Source organism: Actinomadura formosensis NBRC 14204, assembly GCF_001552155.1.
Taxonomy (GTDB): domain Bacteria; phylum Actinomycetota; class Actinomycetes; order Streptosporangiales; family Streptosporangiaceae; genus Spirillospora; species Spirillospora formosensis.
The window spans coordinates 1-17,838 of record NZ_BCQQ01000135.1; the positions used below are offsets into that span (position 1 = coordinate 1).

16 protein-coding genes are annotated in these 17,838 nt (G+C 73.6%); 10 read left to right on the forward strand and 6 right to left on the reverse strand.

What is annotated here, in order from left to right; translation table 11 throughout:
• Positions 1–2: 2 nt before the first annotated feature.
• Both AF1_RS27115 and AF1_RS27120 read right to left on the reverse strand, forming a co-directional pair.
• Positions 3–842: a 1-aminocyclopropane-1-carboxylate deaminase/D-cysteine desulfhydrase gene (locus tag AF1_RS27115; RefSeq protein WP_067805331.1), complete on the reverse strand. Its 840-nt coding sequence runs from the start codon at positions 840–842 to the stop codon at positions 3–5.
• A gap of 44 nt (positions 843–886) precedes the next feature.
• Entirely contained in the window at positions 887–1,441 is a 555-nt protein-coding gene (locus AF1_RS27120) for a universal stress protein (protein WP_067805336.1), read from the reverse strand.
• 156 nt (positions 1,442–1,597) lie between these two features.
• Between AF1_RS27120 and AF1_RS27125 the strand changes: the two genes are divergently transcribed.
• The 4 genes from AF1_RS27125 (at position 1,598) to AF1_RS27140 (ending at position 5,363) form a co-directional block, all read left to right on the forward strand.
• The gene (locus tag AF1_RS27125) at positions 1,598–2,095 is read left to right on the forward strand and encodes an XdhC family protein (protein WP_067805339.1); all 498 of its coding nucleotides are present in this window, start codon (positions 1,598–1,600) and stop codon (positions 2,093–2,095) included.
• A 13-nt stretch (positions 2,096–2,108) separates the two neighbouring features.
• Positions 2,109–3,176 (forward strand): zinc-dependent alcohol dehydrogenase family protein, encoded by a 1,068-nt coding sequence (locus AF1_RS27130; protein WP_067805341.1) that lies wholly within the window; start codon positions 2,109–2,111, stop codon positions 3,174–3,176.
• Between the two features lie 152 nt (positions 3,177–3,328).
• Complete coding sequence (locus AF1_RS27135) at positions 3,329–4,306, forward strand: sigma-70 family RNA polymerase sigma factor (protein ID WP_067805367.1); 978 nt, start codon at positions 3,329–3,331, stop codon at positions 4,304–4,306.
• A gap of 247 nt (positions 4,307–4,553) precedes the next feature.
• Positions 4,554–5,363 carry a phosphatase PAP2 family protein gene (locus tag AF1_RS27140; protein WP_242609041.1) on the forward strand — a complete coding sequence of 270 codons (810 nt, stop codon included), beginning with the start codon at positions 4,554–4,556 and terminating at the stop codon, positions 5,361–5,363.
• On the opposite strand, the gene cphA is transcribed toward AF1_RS27140, so the two are convergent.
• Positions 5,360–7,999, reverse strand: coding sequence for a cyanophycin synthetase (cphA, locus tag AF1_RS27145; protein ID WP_067805374.1), 2,640 nt, complete (start codon positions 7,997–7,999; stop codon positions 5,360–5,362). The genes AF1_RS27140 and cphA overlap by 4 nt on opposite strands.
• Positions 8,000–8,001: 2 nt before the next feature.
• Complete coding sequence (locus AF1_RS27150; protein ID WP_067805344.1) at positions 8,002–8,835, reverse strand: cyanophycinase; 834 nt, start codon at positions 8,833–8,835, stop codon at positions 8,002–8,004.
• A gap of 214 nt (positions 8,836–9,049) precedes the next feature.
• Here AF1_RS27150 and AF1_RS27155 point away from each other — a divergent pair, with 214 nt between their 5' ends.
• Complete coding sequence (locus tag AF1_RS27155; RefSeq protein ID WP_067805347.1) at positions 9,050–10,408, forward strand: ABC1 kinase family protein; 1,359 nt, start codon at positions 9,050–9,052, stop codon at positions 10,406–10,408.
• Between the two features lie 351 nt (positions 10,409–10,759).
• On the opposite strand, the gene AF1_RS27160 is transcribed toward AF1_RS27155, so the two are convergent.
• Complete coding sequence (locus AF1_RS27160) at positions 10,760–11,386, reverse strand: IS630 family transposase (protein ID WP_456151183.1); 627 nt, start codon at positions 11,384–11,386, stop codon at positions 10,760–10,762.
• On the opposite strand from AF1_RS27160, the gene AF1_RS37130 reads away from it, so the two are divergent.
• Positions 11,340–11,603, forward strand: coding sequence for a GntR family transcriptional regulator (locus AF1_RS37130; RefSeq protein WP_409360254.1), 264 nt, complete (start codon positions 11,340–11,342; stop codon positions 11,601–11,603). The genes AF1_RS27160 and AF1_RS37130 overlap by 47 nt on opposite strands.
• 183 nt (positions 11,604–11,786) lie before the next feature.
• Here AF1_RS37130 and AF1_RS27165 read toward each other — a convergent pair whose 3' ends face one another.
• Entirely contained in the window at positions 11,787–13,214 is a 1,428-nt protein-coding gene (locus AF1_RS27165; RefSeq protein ID WP_165488479.1) for an APC family permease, read from the reverse strand.
• A 95-nt stretch (positions 13,215–13,309) separates the two neighbouring features.
• On the opposite strand from AF1_RS27165, the gene AF1_RS27170 reads away from it, so the two are divergent.
• From AF1_RS27170 to AF1_RS27185, 4 genes are read left to right on the forward strand one after another with little or no spacing between them, the layout of a single operon-like run.
• Positions 13,310–14,176: a MurR/RpiR family transcriptional regulator gene (locus tag AF1_RS27170; RefSeq protein ID WP_165488478.1), complete on the forward strand. Its 867-nt coding sequence runs from the start codon at positions 13,310–13,312 to the stop codon at positions 14,174–14,176.
• Positions 14,173–15,462 carry a type I glutamate--ammonia ligase gene (locus tag AF1_RS27175; RefSeq protein ID WP_067805356.1) on the forward strand — a complete coding sequence of 430 codons (1,290 nt, stop codon included), beginning with the start codon at positions 14,173–14,175 and terminating at the stop codon, positions 15,460–15,462. The genes AF1_RS27170 and AF1_RS27175 overlap by 4 nt, the downstream gene beginning before the upstream one ends.
• Positions 15,452–16,555, forward strand: a complete 1,104-nt coding sequence (locus tag AF1_RS27180) for an amidohydrolase family protein (RefSeq protein ID WP_067805360.1) — start codon at positions 15,452–15,454, stop codon at positions 16,553–16,555. Before AF1_RS27175 ends, AF1_RS27180 begins: the two co-directional genes overlap by 11 nt.
• Complete coding sequence (locus AF1_RS27185) at positions 16,542–17,699, forward strand: M20 metallopeptidase family protein (protein WP_067805364.1); 1,158 nt, start codon at positions 16,542–16,544, stop codon at positions 17,697–17,699. Before AF1_RS27180 ends, AF1_RS27185 begins: the two co-directional genes overlap by 14 nt.
• Positions 17,700–17,838: the final 139 nt, after the last annotated feature.

Sequence of the window (17,838 nt, forward strand, 5' to 3'; positions counted from 1 at the left end):
GGCTAACCGGTGATGACGGCCAGGATCCGCGTGCCCTCCGGGAACGCGCCGTGCCCGGCCAGCGCGAGCACGCCGAACATCATCTTCGCCGTGTAGATCCCGTCGAGGACGATGCCGTGCCGTCCGGCGAAATCATCGATGAACGCGTCCAGTTCCGGGGTGCGCTTGGCGTAGCCACCGAAATGGAATCCGCCTTCGACACGCCAGGTTCCCCGCCGGCCGCCGTAGGCCGCCCGCTGGAGCCGCTCTACCTCGCCCTCCATGAAGTCGCCCTTCAGCACGGAGAACCCGAGAGCGCGCTGATGCGGGGCCAGGCCCGCCGCCAGGCCCGCGAGCGTCCCGCCCGTCCCGCATGGACAGCAGACAACGTCGAACCCCGGCACCTCCGCGCCCAGTTCCGCGCACCCCTTGACGGCCAGCGCGTTGCTGCCGCCCTCCGGCAGCAGATAGAAATCGCCGAACCGCTCGCGCAGGGCGGCGCGGACGTCCGGCTCGTGCTTGCGGCGGTAAGCGGCGCGGTCCAGGTAGGTGAGGCGCATGCCCATCCGCTCGGCGAAGGCCAGCGAATCGTTCAGCGGCCGGTGCTCCTCCCCCCGGATCACGCCGATGGTGGCGAACCCGAAGATCTTCCCGGCCGCCGCCGCGGCGCGGATGTGGTTGGAGTAGGCGCCGCCGAACGTCAGGAGCGTTCCCTGCCGGCGGGCCGGCTCGATGTTGTGCCGGAGCTTGCGCCACTTGTTGCCCGGCAGCTCCGGATGGATCAGGTCGTCCCGCTTCAGGAACAACCGCAGGCCCCGGCGGGCCGCGCGCTCGTCGGCCAGCTCCACCACGGGGGACGTCATCGCGGCATCATCCTATGCGGGCCGCCGCCGGGGGAGCGGGCCGGTCAGAGCGGGAGCCGCAGCCGCCGCCCCAACCTGCGGAAACGCGAGCCCATGACGTGCTCGGGCGAGGTGTCCCGGGCGGTCAGGCCCTCCAGCAGCGTGTCGAACGAGGGCGGCTGGACGCACACCAGCGTCGCGCTCGCCCGCCGGGCGCAGTGCAGCCGGACCGACGGCCGCAGCAGCCGGGACAGGGGGCCGCGCGACCCGCGCCCGACGACCAGGATGTCGTCGTCGCCCGCCAGCCGCACCAGCGTGGCGCCCGGCTCGCCGACCAGGGCCAGCGCGGACATCCGCACGCCGTCCGGCGGGCCGCCGCTCACCTCGGCCAGCAGCCGTGCGATGAGCTCGGCGCCGGAGCCGCGCAGCGCCTCGGTGACGCCGCAGCCGAGCTGCCCGGCCGCCGACACGTGCGGCGGCAGCGGCGCGGCGTGCACGACGAGCAGCGGCAGCCGCCGCAGCCGCGCCGCGCCGATCGCCCAGGAGAGCGCGCAGCGGGCGCCCGCGGAGTCGTCCACCCCCACCACGACGCGGGGGCCGCCCTCCGGTCTCGCGATCACGATCCCTCCTGTGCCGCGCGGACGCCGGCGGACCGCCGGGTGCCAGCAGTTTAGGCATACCCGCCCGGTACGGGGAGTGCCACATTCGGGAAACACCGGTTTGCGATGAAGCGTGGCCGCTGGACCGGCCACCGCCGCACGCGGCAGACTCCGGGTATGGCCGCACCGCACGAGAGTGACCCTTCCTGCGCCGTCGCGCACGGCGACGTCCCGCCCGAGCCGGTGGAGCGCACGCTGGTCGCGGTGTTCGCCGGCCCCGTCGCGGAGCATCTGCTGCGCTACGGCGCCGACCTCGGCTACCGGACGTTCCTCGTCGACCCCGACAAGGACCGCGGCGGGACGGCCGACCTGCCGCCCCTCGACGGCACCGCCGACGTCGTCGTCACCGACCACCACCGCCCCGAGCTGGGGCCCGTCCTGCGCGACGTCCTGACGCAGCCCGTCCGCTGGGTCGGCGTCATGGGCAACCCGCGGCATCCCGCACCGCACATCCCGGCGCTCACCGAACTCGGCGTCCCCGCGAGCGACATCGCGCGGGTGCACCGTCCCATCGGCCTGAACATCGGCTCCAGGTCCCCGGCCGAGATCGCCATCGCCGCGCTCGCCGGCCTGATCGCCGACCGCAACGGCCGCCCCGGCGGCTTCGAGTTCTGACGCGGGCCGTCCGGTGCGAGCGGTCGCCTACGACGCCTTCGGGGCGCCGCCCGGCGTGCGGGAGCTGCCCGGCCCGCCGGTCCCCGCGGGCGGCGCGGTGATCCGGGTCGAGGCCACCGGCGTCTGCCGGAGCGACTGGCACGGCTGGCAGGGCCACGACCCCGACATCCGGGTCTTCCCGCACGTCCCCGGGCACGAGCTGGCCGGGACGGTCGAGGAGGCCGGCGCCGGCGTGACCCGGTACCGTCCCGGCGACCGGGTGACCGTCCCGTTCGTGTGCGCGTGCGGCCGCTGCCCGTCCTGCGCGGCCGGAGACCAGCAGGTGTGCGAGGCGCAGACCCAGCCGGGCTTCACCCACTGGGGGTCGTTCGCCGACTACGTCGCCATCGACAACGCCGACGTCAACCTCGTCGGCCTGCCGGACGAGATGTCGTACACCACCGCCGCCGCGCTCGGCTGCCGGTTCGCCACCGCGTTCCGGGCCGTCACGGCGCAGGGCGGGATCGCCGCGGGCCAGTGGGCCGCCGTGCACGGCTGCGGCGGCGTGGGCCTGTCCGCCGTCATGATCGCCGCGGCGGCCGGCGCCCGGGTCGTCGCGGTGGACGTCTCGCCGCAGGCGCTGGAGCTGGCGCGGCGCTGCGGCGCGTCCGCCGTCGTCGACGCGGCCGGCCACGACGATGTCGCCGGGGCCGTCCGCGACGCCAGCCGCGGCGGCGCGCACGTCTCGCTGGACGCGCTCGGCAGCCCGGCGACCGCCCGCGCCTCGATCGAGTCGCTGCGCCGCCGCGGCCGGCACGTCCAGGTCGGGCTGCTGCCGCCCGGCGCGGGCCGCGCCGGGCTGCCGATGGACCGGGTCATCGCCTGGGAGCTGGAGATCGCCGGCAGCCACGGGATGGCCGCGCACGCCTACGGGCCGATGATGGAGCTGGTGCGCGCCGGGACGCTGCGCCCCGACCTGCTGGTCACCCGCGTCCTGACACTCGACGACGCGCCCGCCGCCCTCACCGGGATGACCGGACCCGGCATCACCATGATCGAACCTCACCGGCGGGGCGGATCGAAATCCTCGCCGGGGACGTGACGGCGCCGCCGGAACCCCTGCTCGGCCGGCGGGGCGGGCATGGGATGAGTGCGTCGCTCCTGTTCTGTCGGTGGGGTCGCCTACGGTCGGAAGAGACGGGGCCGTCGGCCGCGTTGTCCGGGCGATGCAGCCGAACGAAGGTGACCACCACCATGGCGAACGACATCATCGAGTCAGACCGCGATTTCCAGGAACTCGCCGATCCGTACCGGCGCGAGCTGCTGGCGCACTGCTACCGGATGCTCGGCTCCATCCACGACGCCGAGGACCTGGTGCAGGAGACCTACCTGCGGGCGTGGCGCTCCTACGGCGACTTCGAGGGCCGGTCGTCGCTGCGCACCTGGCTGTACCGGATCGCCACCAACGTGTGCCTCACCGCGATCGACCAGCGCGGCAAGCGGCCGATGCCGTCGGGGCTGGGCGCGCCGAGCGACGAGCCGGAGCGGCCCGTGGTCGCCTCACCCGAGGTCCCGTGGCTGGAACCGGCGCCCGACACCGTGCTCGGTGCCGACGCCGCCGACCCCGCCACGATCATCGCGGCGCGGGAGAGCACCCGGCTGGCGTTCGTGGCGGCGCTGCAGCACCTGCCCGCCAGGCAGCGCGTCGTGCTCATCCTGCGGGACGTCCTGAAGTGGCGGGCGGCCGAGGTCGCCGAGCTGCTCGGCACCTCCACCGCCGCGGTCAACAGCGCGCTGCAGCGGGCACGGGCCCAGCTGGAGCGGGACGCGCCCCTGCGGGACGAGCTGACCGAGCCGACCGACCCCCGCCAGCGTGACCTGCTGGACCGCTACGCGAAGGCCTTCGAGGACGCCGACATCACCGGCCTCATCGAGCTGTTCAAGAAGGACGTCGTCTGGGAGATGCCGCCGTTCCCCGAATGGTTCGTCGGCGCCGACGACGTCGTGCGGCTCATCCTCGCCCAGTGCGGCCCCCTCCCGGGCGACATCAGGATGGTCCCCGCGGCCGCCAACGCGCAGCCGGCGTTCGGGCTCTACAAGCGCGACGAGGAGGGCGTGCACCGCGCCTACCAGCTCCAGGTGCTGAGCGTCACCGGGGACGGCATCGCGCACGTCTCGGTCTTCTTCGACACGAGCCTGTTCCCGCTGTTCGGGCTGGCCGGGCACCTCTGACCGGCCTCCCGGCACCCGGAGGCGTCCCGCCCGCGGCGGCCCGCGCCGCGATCATGGCCCTGCCGGGGCGGCCGCGTGGTGGCCGCCCGGCGCCGCCGGCGCGCGTGATTCCCCATGCGGGCGCGGAAGGTGAGAGGCTTCTGCACTCGCCCGGCGACGCCGGAGGGCACGCGGGGAGCGGGAACCCGCCCCGCGGCGCCGGTTCCCCGTGCGGCCGCCCGGGCCCGAACGACCGAAGGACAGCGATGTGAGCCTCCTCGACCGACCGCCCCGGCCGGACGGGGCCCTGACGCGCCTGCGCCGTCCGGGGCGGCGGGGTGCGCCCGGCACCGCGCGGCCGGACGCGGGGCAGCCCGGCGGGCGGCCCCGGCCCGTCCGCGAGCTGCTGCTGGTCATCGTGCTGTTCGTGCTCTACAAGCTCGGCCGGCTGGTGGCGGACGGCCGGGTCGCGGAGGCGTTCGACAACGCCCGGCGCGTGTGGCATCTGGAACGCCTCCTCGACCTGCCGAGCGAGACCGGCGTCCAGCAGGGCCTGCTGCAGAGCCAGGTCCTCGTGCACGCCGCCAACGGCTACTACGCGTACGTGCACTTCCCGGCGACGGTGGCGTTCCTGCTCTGGATCTACCTGCGGCGACCCGTCCACTACCGGTGGGTCCGCCGGGTCATGGTGGCGCTGACCGCCGTCGCGTTCGTCCTGCACCTGCTCGTCCCGCTGGCCCCGCCGCGGATGATGCCCGCGACCGGGCTCGTCGACACCGCCGCGCGGTTCGGCCCGGCCGTGTACGGGCCGCCCCAGGCCGACGTGGTCGCCAACCAGTATGCGGCCATGCCGTCCCTGCACATCGGGTGGGCGGCCGTCATCGCGCTCGGCCTGATCGTCACGTCCCGGACGCGGCTGCGCTGGCTGTGGCTCCTGCACCCGGTCACGACGATCGCGGTCGTGGTGGGCACCGCCAACCACTACTGGCTGGACGGCATCGTGGTCCTCGGCCTGCTGTCGATCAGCGTCCTGCTCCTGCGTCCGCCCGCGGACCTGCCGGCCGAAACCCCCGGCTAGCCGGCCGGCCGTGCGCCCAGCGTCTCCAGCAGTTCGGTGACCGGCTGCAGCTTCTCGTACAGCAGTAGGACGGGCTCGTCCGGGCCGGCGATGTCCAGCGCCGACGTCAGCGCCCCCTTCAGGTCGCCCGCCGGGTGCGGGCGCACGTCCGGGCGGCCCTCCCGCAGCCCGTGGACGATCAGCCGGGTCATCTCGCCGGAGCGGCGGCCGCGCAGGTCCTCGTCCTCGTAGACGACGACGCGGTCGAACGTCGCGGCGAGGGCCCGTGCCGTCTCGCCGACCAGTTCGTCGGACCGGTCGCCCGGCAGCGTCACCGCGGCGACGCCCCCGCGGCCCCAGCGCCGCTCCATGAACGCGCCCATCGCCGCGACCGCCGCCGGGTTGTGCGCGTAGTCGACCAGCACCGGGTTGGACCCCACCCGGTACACGCAGCCCCGGCCCGGGTTGCGGGTGTGCGGGTCGAACGTGCGCAGCGCCCGCGCCAGGACGGCGACCGGGACGTCGAGCGCGCGGGCGGCGGCGGACGCGGCCAGCGCGTTCGCGATGACGTGGACGGCGTGCCCGCCGAACGCGCCCGCCACCTCCCCGGCCGGCAGGATGCGGGTCCTGCGGTCGCCGCGCGCCTCGGTCAGCCAGCCGTCCGCCAGGCAGTAGCCCACGCCGCCGCTGCGCAGGTGATCCACGAGGACGGGGGCATCCGGGGAGAGCGAGAAGAACCGGAGCACGGGTTCACGCCGCCGCACCGCCCGCCGTCCGGCCAGGCTCGCCGATGCCCCGTCCTCGGCGTTGAGGACGACGTGCCCGCCCCGCCGGATCTCCTCGGCGACCAGCGCCTTGATGTCGAGCAGGTCGTCCAGGGACTCGGCGCCGTCCGTGCCGAGGTGATCGCGGGTGACGTTGGTGACGACCGCGACGTCGGCCCGGTCGTAGCCGAGGCCGCGCCGGACGATCCCGCCCCGCGCGGTCTCCAGCACGGCCGCCTCCACCGACCGGTCGCCGAGCACCATCTCCGCCGAGCGGGGCCCGGACGCGTCCGATTTGTGCACGAGCCGCCCGCCGGCGTACACGCCCTCGGTGCCGGTCACGCCGGTCCGGCGGCCGTCCAGCTCCAGCATGTGCGCGATCATCCGGACGGTCGTGGTCTTGCCGTTGGTGCCCGTCACCGACACGACCGGCACCCGGGACGGCGTCCCCGCCGGGTACATCAGGTCGATGATGCCGCCGGCGACGTCGCGTCCCGTGCCCTCGTGCGGCGCCAGGTGCATGCGCAGGCCGGGCGCGGCGTTGACCTCCAGGACGCCGGCGGCGCCGCGCTCGGCGGGCGGCGGCGCGGCGATGTCGGGCAGCCGCAGGTCGATGCCGCAGACGTCCATGCCGACGGCCGCGGCGGCCCGCACGCACATCGCGGCGACCTCGGCGTGGACGTCGTCCGTCACGTCCCGGCTGGTGCCGCCGGTGGACAGGTTCGCGTTGCGGCGCAGCCACACCCGCTCCCCGCCGCCGGGCACCGATGCCGGGCCGTGCCCCTGCCGCGCCAGCAGCGCCAGTTCCGGGGGCCCCAGCGCCAGCCGGGTCAGCGGCCGGTCGTGTCCCTCGCCGCGCGCCGGGTCGGCGTTGACCCGCTCCACCAGCTCCGCGACCGTGGACGTCCCGTCGCCGGTCACGCACGCGGCGGTCAGCTCGGCCGCCGCCGCGACCCGCCCGCCGACGACCAGGACCCGGTAGTCCGTGCCCGGGATGTAGGGCTCGACGAGGACCTCGCCCGCGTCCCCGGCCGCTGCCGCGAACGCCGCCACCACCTCCGGCGGCGCGGTCAGCTCGATGTGGACGTTCTCGCCCTGGTGACCGGCGAGCGGCTTGACGACCACCGGGCCGCCGATGTCGCGCAGCGCCTCCAGCGCCTGCGCCGGCGACGCCGCCACCCGCCCCTCGGGCACGGGGACGCCCGCGTCCGCCAGCACCCGGTGCGTGAGCCGCTTGTCGCCCGCGACCTCCATCCCGACCGCCGACGTCGCGTCCGTCATCGCCGCCCACACCGTCCGCCGGTACCGCCCGTACCCGAGCCGCAGCAGGTTGAGGTCGTCCACCCGGCGGACCGGGATGCCGCGTTCGCGCGCCGCCCGCGCCAGCGCCGCCGTGCTCACCCCGAGCCGCTCCGCCTCGTGCGCGGCGGCGACCCCGGCCAGGTCCTCCGACAGGTCGGGCACCGCCCCGGCCAGCGCGCCGCCGACCATCCGCACGGCGAGCGAGATCAGCCGCTCCACCACCGTGCTGCCCGCCGGCTCGTGCCGCGGGCACTCCAGGATCACGTCGTACTCGCCGGGCCCGCCCGCCCGGACGGTGCGTCCGAAGAACACCTCACGGCCGATCGACCCGGACAGCTCCAGCGTGACGTGCTCGGTGACATGGCCGAAATAGGTGCCGCGCGCCATCGCCTCCAGCAGCCCGCCGGGACGGCCCGCCGAGCAGTGATGCCCGGCCAGTCCGGGCAGCGCCGCCGCCAGCCGCTCGGCGAAACCGGGATGGTCGGTCGTCTCGTGACCGGTCAGGCCCTGCAGGTCGAGCCGCGCGATCGCGACGGGACGGGACAGGTAGATGTTCGGGCCGCTCAGGCGGCGCACATGATCGAGCCGCACGGTCATTCCCCCTCCGGGCCGCGCATGGTGCCGATCGCGGGCAGCTTGTCGTTCATCTGGAACGTGCAGCCGGCCGGCAGCAGGTGCAGCGAAACGTCGAACATCGCCATCGGCTCGTCGTCCGACGCGGCGTAGGCGATGGTGGACTGCCCGGCGTCCACGACCGTGACCACCCCCGTGCCGACGACCTCGAAATGGCCGTCGCCCACCACGATCGCCGTGTCCTCGTCTATGCCGACCCCCAGCAGGCGCGTGTCCAGCGCTATGCCGCTCATCAGCCTCGGCAGCCGGCCGCGCTCGTTGAAATGCATGTCGATCAGCACGTTGCCGAGCAGCCCGAGCCCCGGACCGACCTTCACGCTGGACGCGGCGACCTCGTGGCCGTGCCCGCCCAGGATCATCCAGTGGCCCATCGCGGTCGCGCCGGCGCTCGTCCCGGCGATGACCAGGCCCTCCTGGTCCAGCCGCCGCTTCAGCAGCTCGTTGGTCCTGGACCCCACCAGCGTCCGGATCCGCGACTGGTCGCCGCCGCTGAACAGCACGCCGGTCGCCGACTCCAGCGCCCGCAGCGTTGCCGCGTCGTCGGCCGCGGCCCGGCCGAGCAGCCGCAGTTCCCGCACCGACGGCACGCCGAGCCGCCCGAACACGGCCGTGTACTCCTCGGCGACCTCCTCCGGCACCTCCGTCGCCGTCGTCACCACCACGATCCGCGCGTCCTCGGCGCCGGACAGCTCGACGAACGTCTCCAGCGGCCCCGACCCGCAGGTCCGGTTCTCCGCCCCACCGATGATCAGCAGCCGGCCCTTGCGTCCGGCACTCCCGCTCTTGTCCTTCACATCGGCTAGCTACCCTTTGATCACACTATGTAGTCACAGGATCGCGAAGAGCCATGGCCGGGTCCGCCGCCGCGGCCGTGCGGGACCGGTGCCGGGAATCTTCCGGCTCGGCGGAACGCTGAATCCTGAACGGGGAATGACCTTTTCGTGGCATTCACCCGTCATGAGAGGCTGACTGCATTGGACGCATCGTCGAAAAAGGGACGGCCGGGCCGTGAGTGACATTCCCCGCCGCGCGGTGACGCGCACCGCCAAGCTGGCGACCCTTCCGCTGGGCTTCGCCGGGCGCACCGCCCTCGGGTTCGGCAAGCGGACGTTCGGCCGCCCCGCCGAGGCCGTCGCGCTGGAGGTCCAGCGCCGCACCGCCGAGCAGCTGTTCGCCGTGCTCGGCGAGCTGAAGGGCGGCGCGATGAAGGTCGGCCAGCTACTGTCGATCTTCGAGGCGGGGCTGCCCGAGGAGATCGCCGGGCCGTTCCGCGCCAGCCTGACCCGCCTGCAGGAGTCGGCGCCGCCCATGCCCGCCGCCACCACCCACAAGGTCCTCGCCGAGGGGCTGGGGGAGGACTGGCGCGAGCACTTCGCCGAGTTCGACGACCGCCCGGCCGCCGCCGCGTCCATCGGGCAGGTCCACAAGGCCGTCTGGCACGACGGCCGCACCGTCGCGGTCAAGGTCCAGTACCCCGGCGCCGCCCAGGCCCTGATGAGCGACTTCAACCAGATCTCCCGCCTCAGCAGGCTCTTCACCCCGCTGTTCCCGGGCGTCGAGGTCAAGCCGGTCATCGCCGACCTGAAGCGGCGCCTGGAGAAGGAACTCGACTACCTCGACGAGGCCCGCGCGCAGACCGCCTTCCACGACGCCTACGCCGGCGACCCCGACTTCGCCGTCCCCGCCGTCGTCGCCCAGTCCGGCAACGTGCTCGTCACCGAGTGGCTGGACGGCACCCCGCTCGCCAAGGTCATCGCCGAGGGCGACCAGGACCGGCGCGATCGGGCGGGACTGCTGCTGTTCCGCTTCCTGCTGTCCGGCCCGGCCCGCTGCGAGATGATCCACATCGATCCGCATCCGGGCAACTTCCGGCTGCTGGACGACGGCCGCCTCGGCGTCATGGACTTCGGCGGCGCCGCCCGCGTCCCGGCGGAGCTGCAGTGGTCGATCGGCCGCCTGACCCGCATCGGCACGCTCGGCGACCCCGACGCGATCGTCGACGCCCTCTGCGAGGAGGGCTTCCTCGCCCCGGAGGCCGAGGTGGACCCGGACGAGGTCGCCGATCTCGTCGCGCCGCACGCCGCGCCCTTCGCCGTGGAACGCTTCCGCTACTCCCGCGCATGGCTCCGCGAGCAGACCGCCCGCGGCCTCGGCCACGCCTCCGACATGCGTCCCGGCGCGCTCGCCCGCCAGTTCCGCATGCCGCCTCAGTACCTCGCCGTCAGCCGCGCCCTGTCCGGCTGCGGCGGCGTCCTCTGCCAGCTGGAGGCCGAGGGCCCCTTCCGTGCCGAAGCCGAACGCTGGCTTCCCGGCTTCTCCGCCGGCGACGGCCCGGACCTGGACGACCAGTCCCGGGCCACCGCCTGACCTTACATCTGCCACCCGGGCAGCTGATCGCCATGGGGGACGAGCACGAACATCACCAGCTCGCCCAGTCGCTGGCCGATCCGGCACGCACCACCGGGGTACTGGCGGTCGCGATGCACGCAGCCAAGATCCCCGACGTCGCCGAACTGGTCAGCGCCGCGTGGCCAGGGGTGTGCACCGTGACGCTGATCGGCAGCCGGGTGCGCAAACTCCTGGCCCGGCTGCTGCCCGAGCGTCCCATCCCGGTAGCAGGCGCCAGGCTCTTCGCCCCCGCCCCCGCCGCCGAACAGGACGTGGTCTTCGCCAGGCAGGCACTGCGACGCCCTTCCTGGTCGGCGCCATTGTTCACCGTCACCGCCGCGGCCTGCGCCCAACGCGCTCCAAGCGGGCAGGCCGCCCAGGCCGTCCGGCTTCTAGACGACCACCCTCGGCTCCGCTCGGTCCCCGGAACCAGACCCCAGACCGCCCCCGCGCCGGCCCACCAGCCAACCCGCTGGCCAACCCACGACGCAGCCCTTGCGCCGCTTGCCGCCCCGCGCGTCCCCGGTCGGTGCACAGCACCACCGCCTTCTCAGGCGGGTCGTGATAGAGCCCGATGATGTCGACGACCTTCTCCGCCAGCAGCGGGTCGGTGGACGGCTTGAAGGTGCCGGTGCGGTGCGGTTTGAGCCCGAAGTCCCGCCAGATCCGTCCGATCGTCGACTTCGACAGGCCGGTACGCTCGGCCATCGAGGCCCGCGACCAGTGCGTGGCGTTGCGAGGTGTCTCCTCCAAAGTCACCACCACCACCTGTTCCACCTGGTCAAGGGTGATCGACGGCGGCCGGCCCGGCCGGGCCTCGTCCATCGGTCCCTCCAGCCGCAGCGCGGCGAACCGGTTGCGCCACTTGGACACGGTGTCGCGGTGCACCCGCAGCTCGGCGGCGATGTCGATGTTGCTCTTGCCGTCCGCGCACGCCAGCACGATCCGCGACCGCATCACACGAGGCGAATACCTTCCGGACAACCGCCTTCCGTCCCAGCTCGAACTCGCCGCCGAGTTCCACGTCGCGAACCGCACGGTGGCCCTGGCCATGGCCGTACTCCGCGCGGAGGGCTATGTATGGACACAAGCCACAAGGGCACCTACGTCAGCGCCCCGGAACACTGGCGCTGTAGTTAGACGGGGAGTCGTCGGAGCCACCCGCATCCGATGACGGACGTTCGCGGATGCGCGCGCCGCTGCACCTCACGTGTGAGGATGGCCCGGACCGTCCCGTCGTCCGGGTCCCGCGTCCGAGTGGCCGTGCGCCGCTGTACCTCGCCTGTGGGCGTGGCCCCACCCGGCGATAGCACGGTGGGGCCACGCTGACAGGTAGGGTGCGGGGCGGCGCGGGCGGTCAGGTGTTCGACGGGGCCTTGGGTTCGTCGTCCAGCAGGCCCTCGGCGCGTTCGAAGCCCTCGCCGATGCGCCGGGTCAGCTCCGGGCGGAACACGATCATCGCGACCCCGGCGAGCAGCCACGCCGCGACGATGTAGGGGAACAGGTTGTACGGCGGGTCGGGGACCGGCCACACCTGCTTGTAGAACACGTAGGCCAGATAGGCGACCGCCACGACCGGGATCACCGCCTCCCAGCGCGGGGCCAGCCCGCGGGTGAACAGGTACCGCAGCGCGCCGAGGCTCGTCACCGCGTACACGACCAGCAGGCCGATCACGCCGAGCGTGGCCCAGTAGAAGTACATGTCGAACGGCGAGGTACCGGCGATCGCGTGGGCGAGCGTGGCCACCACGGACACGGCCGCGATCGTGAGCAGTGCCGGGATCGGTGTGCCGCCGCGCCGGGGTTCCCGGCCCCAGGCGGCGAACCCGAAGCCGTCGCGGCCGAGCGCGAACAGGATCCGGCTCGCCGCGGTCACGCACCCCAGCGCCGCCGCGAACGAACTCACGGTCGCGGCGCCGGAGAACGCGGTGGCGACGGTACTTCCGGCGTAGGACTTGGCGACGTCCGCGAGTGGCGCGCCGGATTCACCGAACGCCTTCACCCCGGCCGCGTCCGTGCCGAAGCCGAGCGTCTGGGCCAGCATCACCACGAAGTACAGCACGCCGGTCAACAGCACCGCGCCGATGATCGAGCGCGGGATGTTGCGCCGAGGGTCACGGGTCTCCTCGCCGAGAGCCGCCGCGCCCTCGATGCCGGCGAAGGACAGGAAGGCGTAGACCGTGGCCGCCATGATCGCGCCGAAGGAGACTCCGCTCGGCACGAGCACGTCGGAGCTGAAGGTCTGCCCGCGCGGCGCGTCTCCCCCCGCGAGCTTGGCGAACACCACCACCACGATCACCAGCATGAGCACGATGCCGATGGACTCGATGGTCAGCAGCACGCGGGTCGCGTTGCGGGTGTCCATGGTGGCCAGATAGGTCGCGAACGCGAGTGTCGCCAGCGCGATGACCGGCCAGGGGATGTCGAGATGGACCCCGGCGTCGGCGAGGAACACCTTCGTGAACTGGGCCGTCGACCCCAAGGTGCTGATCGCGAGGGCGGTGTAGACGCCGAGGAGCGCGAACCCGCCGAAGAAGCCGGCCCGCGGCCCCATCGTCACCCCGGCCAGCGCGTACACCGAGCCCGCGTGGTTGAAGTAGCGGGTGAGCCGGACGAACCCGTACATCACCGCCGCCACACCGACGAAGCCGATGAGGAACACCAAAGGTACTGCGGAGCCCGCGAGCTTCGCGGGCAACGCGCCGTTGAGACCCATGGCCAGGGTGGGGGCGGTGATGGCGAGGGATAGCCCGAGCGCCCCCCACAAGGTGAGATTCCGACGCACGACTTGCCTCCTCAGCGGCTTGTGAGCTTGTGGGCGTACATATTTGTTTCGTTACAGGTTGCCTGTCAATAGGAGTCGATGTAATGATCTGCACCATGACGGAGTCCACCGAGCCGAGCCGTATGCTGGCCGAGCGGCTGCGCGCCCTCCTCGGCACGCTGCCCCCCGCCGAGCAGAAGGTCGCCCGTACGCTGCTGGCGGGCTACCCGACCGTCGCGCTCGAACCCGTCGCGGCGCTCGCCCGGCGGGCCACGGTCAGCGCCCCGACCGTGCTGAGACTCGCGCAGCGGCTGGGCTTCGCCGGTTACGCCGACCTCCAGACCGCGCTCAAGATCGAGCTACAGGACCGGCTGACCTCGCCGCTCACCCAGTACGACACCAGCTTCGGCGAAGCCGCGGGCCCGCGCTCGCGCGACGTGTTCAGCCGGGGGATACGCGAGACGTTCGGCCAACTGCCCGACGGGGAGCTGGAACGGGCGGCGGCGCTGCTCGCCGACGGCCGCCGGCCCGCGTGGACCATCGGGGGATACTTCAGCACGCTTCTCGCGCGCTATCTGGTCATGCACCTGCGGCAGTTGCGCCCGCGCGCCACGTACGTCTCCGGCGGCGTCCACGAGCACGCCGAATATCTGATCGACATCCGCCGGTCCGACACGGTCGTCGTGTTCGACTACCGGCGCTATCAGTCCGACATCGTCCGCTTCGCCGAGCAGGCCGCGGCTCGCGGCGCCAAGGTCGTGCTCTTCACCGATCCCTGGCTGTCCCCGGCGGCGGCGGTGGCCGACGTCGTGCTGCCCGCGACCGTCACCACGCCGTCGCCGTTCGACGCCCTGACCCCGGCGATGGCCCTGGTGGAGGCGCTCGTGGCCGCGATCGTCGACGAGATGGGCGAGGTGCCGCGCGAGCGGGTTTCGGAGTTCGACCAGCTTCTTACGGCCGACCGGGAGGTACGAGAATATTGACCAAGGACCTTGTCTGCGTCGCGACGAGCGATCTGGTGGCGGTCTGCCGCGGACGCACGTTCCCCGTCGAGGATCTGTCCGACCGGCTCACCACCGGGGTCGGCTGGGTGCCCGCCAACCTGGCGCTCACCGCCTTCGGTGAGATCGCCGACCCCAACCCGTTCGGCTCGGCGGGCGACCTGCGGCTGCGCCCCGACCCCGCGACCCGGGCCGAGATCGAGCCCGTGCCCGGCGGCGGCGCCCTCGCCCTCTACCTGGCCGACTCCGTGACCTGCGACGGAGAGCCATGGGACTGCTGCGCCCGTACGACGCTCCGCGACGCGGTACGCGACTTCGAGGCGGCCACCGGGTTGCGCCTGCTGGTGTCGTTCGAGCACGAGTTCACCCTGGACGGCCACGAGCCGTACCCGGCATTCTCGATCCGTGGCCTGCGCGCGGCCGAACCCTTCGGTTCGACGCTGGTCGCGACGCTGGAGGCGGCCGGGCTCGAACCCGAGAACTGGCTGCCCGAGTACGGCACCAACCAGTACGAGGTCACCCTCCGGCCCGCACCGCCGGTGGCAGCCGCCGACCAGGCGATCCTGCTGCGCGAACTCGTCCGCGACGTCGCGGCGCGACACGGGCGACGCGCGTCGTTCACGCCGATGCCCGTCTCCGGGGGCACGGGCAACGGCGTGCACGTGCACGTGAGCCTCCTCCAGCCGGACGGGACACCCGCGACCCACGACCCGACCGGGCCGGGCGGGTTGTCCGCGCCCGCCGGGGCGTTCGCCGCCGGGATCCTCGACCACGCGCAGGCGCTGGTCGCGCTGACCGCGTCGAGCGTGATCTCCTACGACCGGCTACGGCCGCACAAGTGGAGCTCCGGCGGCGCCTTCCTCGGGCTGCGTCACCGCGAGGCGATGGTGCGGATCTGCTCGCCGCTGAACGGCGCGGCCGGCACCGCCAACCTCGAATACCGTGCCGCCGACGCCACCGCCAACCCCTGGCTGCTGCTCGCCGCGCTGATCCGGGCCGGCGCCGCGGGCATCGCCGGCGGCCTCATCCCACCGGAGCCGGTCACCGGGGAGGTCGGCGAGCTCACCGAGCACGGCCGGGCCGCCGCCCGGTTCGCGCCACTTCCGGCGTCGCTGCCCGACGCGCTGCGCGCGCTCGCCGCGGACGAGACCGTACGCGGTTGGTTCCCACCGCGCCTGCTCGCCTGCTTCGAGGCCGTCAAGCACACCGAGCTGGCGCTGGCCGAGACCACCAAAGACGTCCACGAGGTGCTCGCGCATGTCTACTGACTCCCTGGCCATGGTCGACCACCACTGCCATGGACTCGTCCGCACCGACCTGGGTCGCGAGGAGTTCGAGCAGCTCGCGACCGAGGCGACGACACCGCCGGCCCCGGGCACGAGCCACTTCGACAGTCCGGTCGGGCTCGCGATTCGGGCGCACTGCGCGCCGGTCCTCGGTCTGCCTCCGCACGCCGCGCCCGGCGACTACCTCGCCCGCAGGAACGAACTCGGCTGCGCCGAGGTGGCCAGGCGGCTGCTCGCCGCGGCCGGGATCGACACGTTCCTCCTCGACTGCGGATTCCGGGCGGCCGACCTGCTCACCCCGGCGGAGATGGAGCGGATCGGCGACGTCGGCACCCGCGAGATCACCCGGCTGGAGGCCGTACTCGAGAGCACCGCCTGGGAGGGGGCCGAGCACCTGGCGGACGGCTTCGGCGCGACGCTCGCCGCCAAGTGCGCCGAGAGCCGCAGCGTCGGGCTGAAGTCCATCATCGCCTACCGCCACGGGCTGGACTTCGACCCGGCGCGGCCCGGCCGCCGGGAGGTGCTCGCCGCCGCGGACGCCTGGCTGCGCGCCGGCGGGCGGGTCGAGGACCCGGTGCTGCTCCGGCACGCGCTGTGGTGCGGGGTCGACCTCGGGCTGCCGCTGCAGTTCCACGTGGGCTACGGCGACCCCGACATCGTGCTGCACCGCAACGACCCGACGCTGATGACGGAGTTCATCCGGGCCGTCTCCGTACCGATCATGCTGTTGCACTGTTACCCGTACCACCGTGAGGCGGGGTATCTCGCGGCCGTGTACCCGCACGTCCACCTCGACGTGGGGCTCGCCGTCAGTTTCACCGGCCCCTCGGCGGAACGGGTGATCGCCGAGTCGATGGAGCTGGCGCCCTACACCAAGGTGCTGTTCAGCTCCGACGCCTTCGGCCTGCCCGAGCTGTACCTGCTCGGCTCCCTGCTCTTCCGCCGGGGACTGGCCGCGACACTCGCCCGATGGCAGGACGATGGGCACGCCGACGCCGCGGACGTCGCGCGGATCACATCCCTGGTCTGCGGGGGAAACGCGATTCGGGTCTACGGGCTGGATGTCCATGGGTGACCTGGCCGGGCGCCTGTTCGAGGCGCTCGGCGAGGAGATCCCCCAGGCAGTCGAGCTGCGGCGCCGCCTGCACGCCGACCCCGAGCCCGGCGGCGCGGAACGCGCGACGGCCGAACGGGTCGCCGCGTTCGTCCGCGAGCCCGGCGTCATGGTCGCCGAGACCGGCCGCCTGCTGCGGGTGGGGCCCGTCGGGCCCGCGATCGCGGTACGCGCCGAACTCGACGCGTTGCCGATCAACGAGCGCACCGGGGTGCCGTGGGCCGCACGCGACGGCTACATGCACGCCTGCGGCCACGACGTGCATCTCGCCGCGCTGGCCGCGCTGCTGCGGGCGGCCCGGCGTACCGGGCTGCCGGTGCTCGGCATCCTGCAGCCGCGCGAGGAGGTGTACCCCTCCGGCGCCCTCGACGTCGCCCGTGACGCGGCGCTCGCGGCACAGGCCGTACGCGCCTACATCGCGGTCCACGTGCACCCCGGCATCCCCGACGGCACCGTCGCCGTGGACGCGGGGCCGATCAACGCCGCCGCCGACGAGTTCACGATCACGATCGAGGGGCACGGCGGGCACGGCGCCTATCCGCACCTCGCCGCCGACCCGGTGCTCGTGCTCTGCCAGTGCGTGACCGCGATCCAGCAACTCGTCAGCAGGCACACCGATCCCACCCACGCCGCCGTGGTGACCGTGGGCGAGCTGTCCGCCGGGACCGCGCCCAACGTCATCCCGGAGGAGGCCCGGGCGCGCGGCACGATCCGGACCCTGCACCCGGACGACCGGGATCGGCTGCACAAGGACCTCGTCCGTACGGTCGAGCACACGGCGGCGGCGCACGGGTGCGCCGGTGTCGTCGAGGTGACGCCCGGCGAGCCGGTGCTGACCAACGACCCGGGGCTGAGCGCGGCCGTGCGGGAACGGCTGCACGCCCAGGCGATGCCGGTCAGCGCGCCACTGCGGTCCTGCGGCGCGGACGACTTCTCCTACTTCGGCGCACTGGCGCCCGCGGTGATGATGTTCGCGGGTGTGTCCTCGGCCGGCGCGGCGTTGCACCACGCGGAGTTCCTGCCCGCGGACGACGCGGTCGAGCTGACCGCCCGGGCCATGGCCGCCGGGGTGCTCGCCGCGCTGCCCCTCGTCGACGACGCCTGACAGTGATGATGTGAGTGGTGGTTCTGCTGATGCGTCTGCCCCTCCGCCTGACTGACGCCTTCGGCCGTCCTGTTTGGGATTTGTCGGCGTGTCGGCGGGACCGCCACGCACGCGGCCGGACGGGCGTTTGTGACCTCAT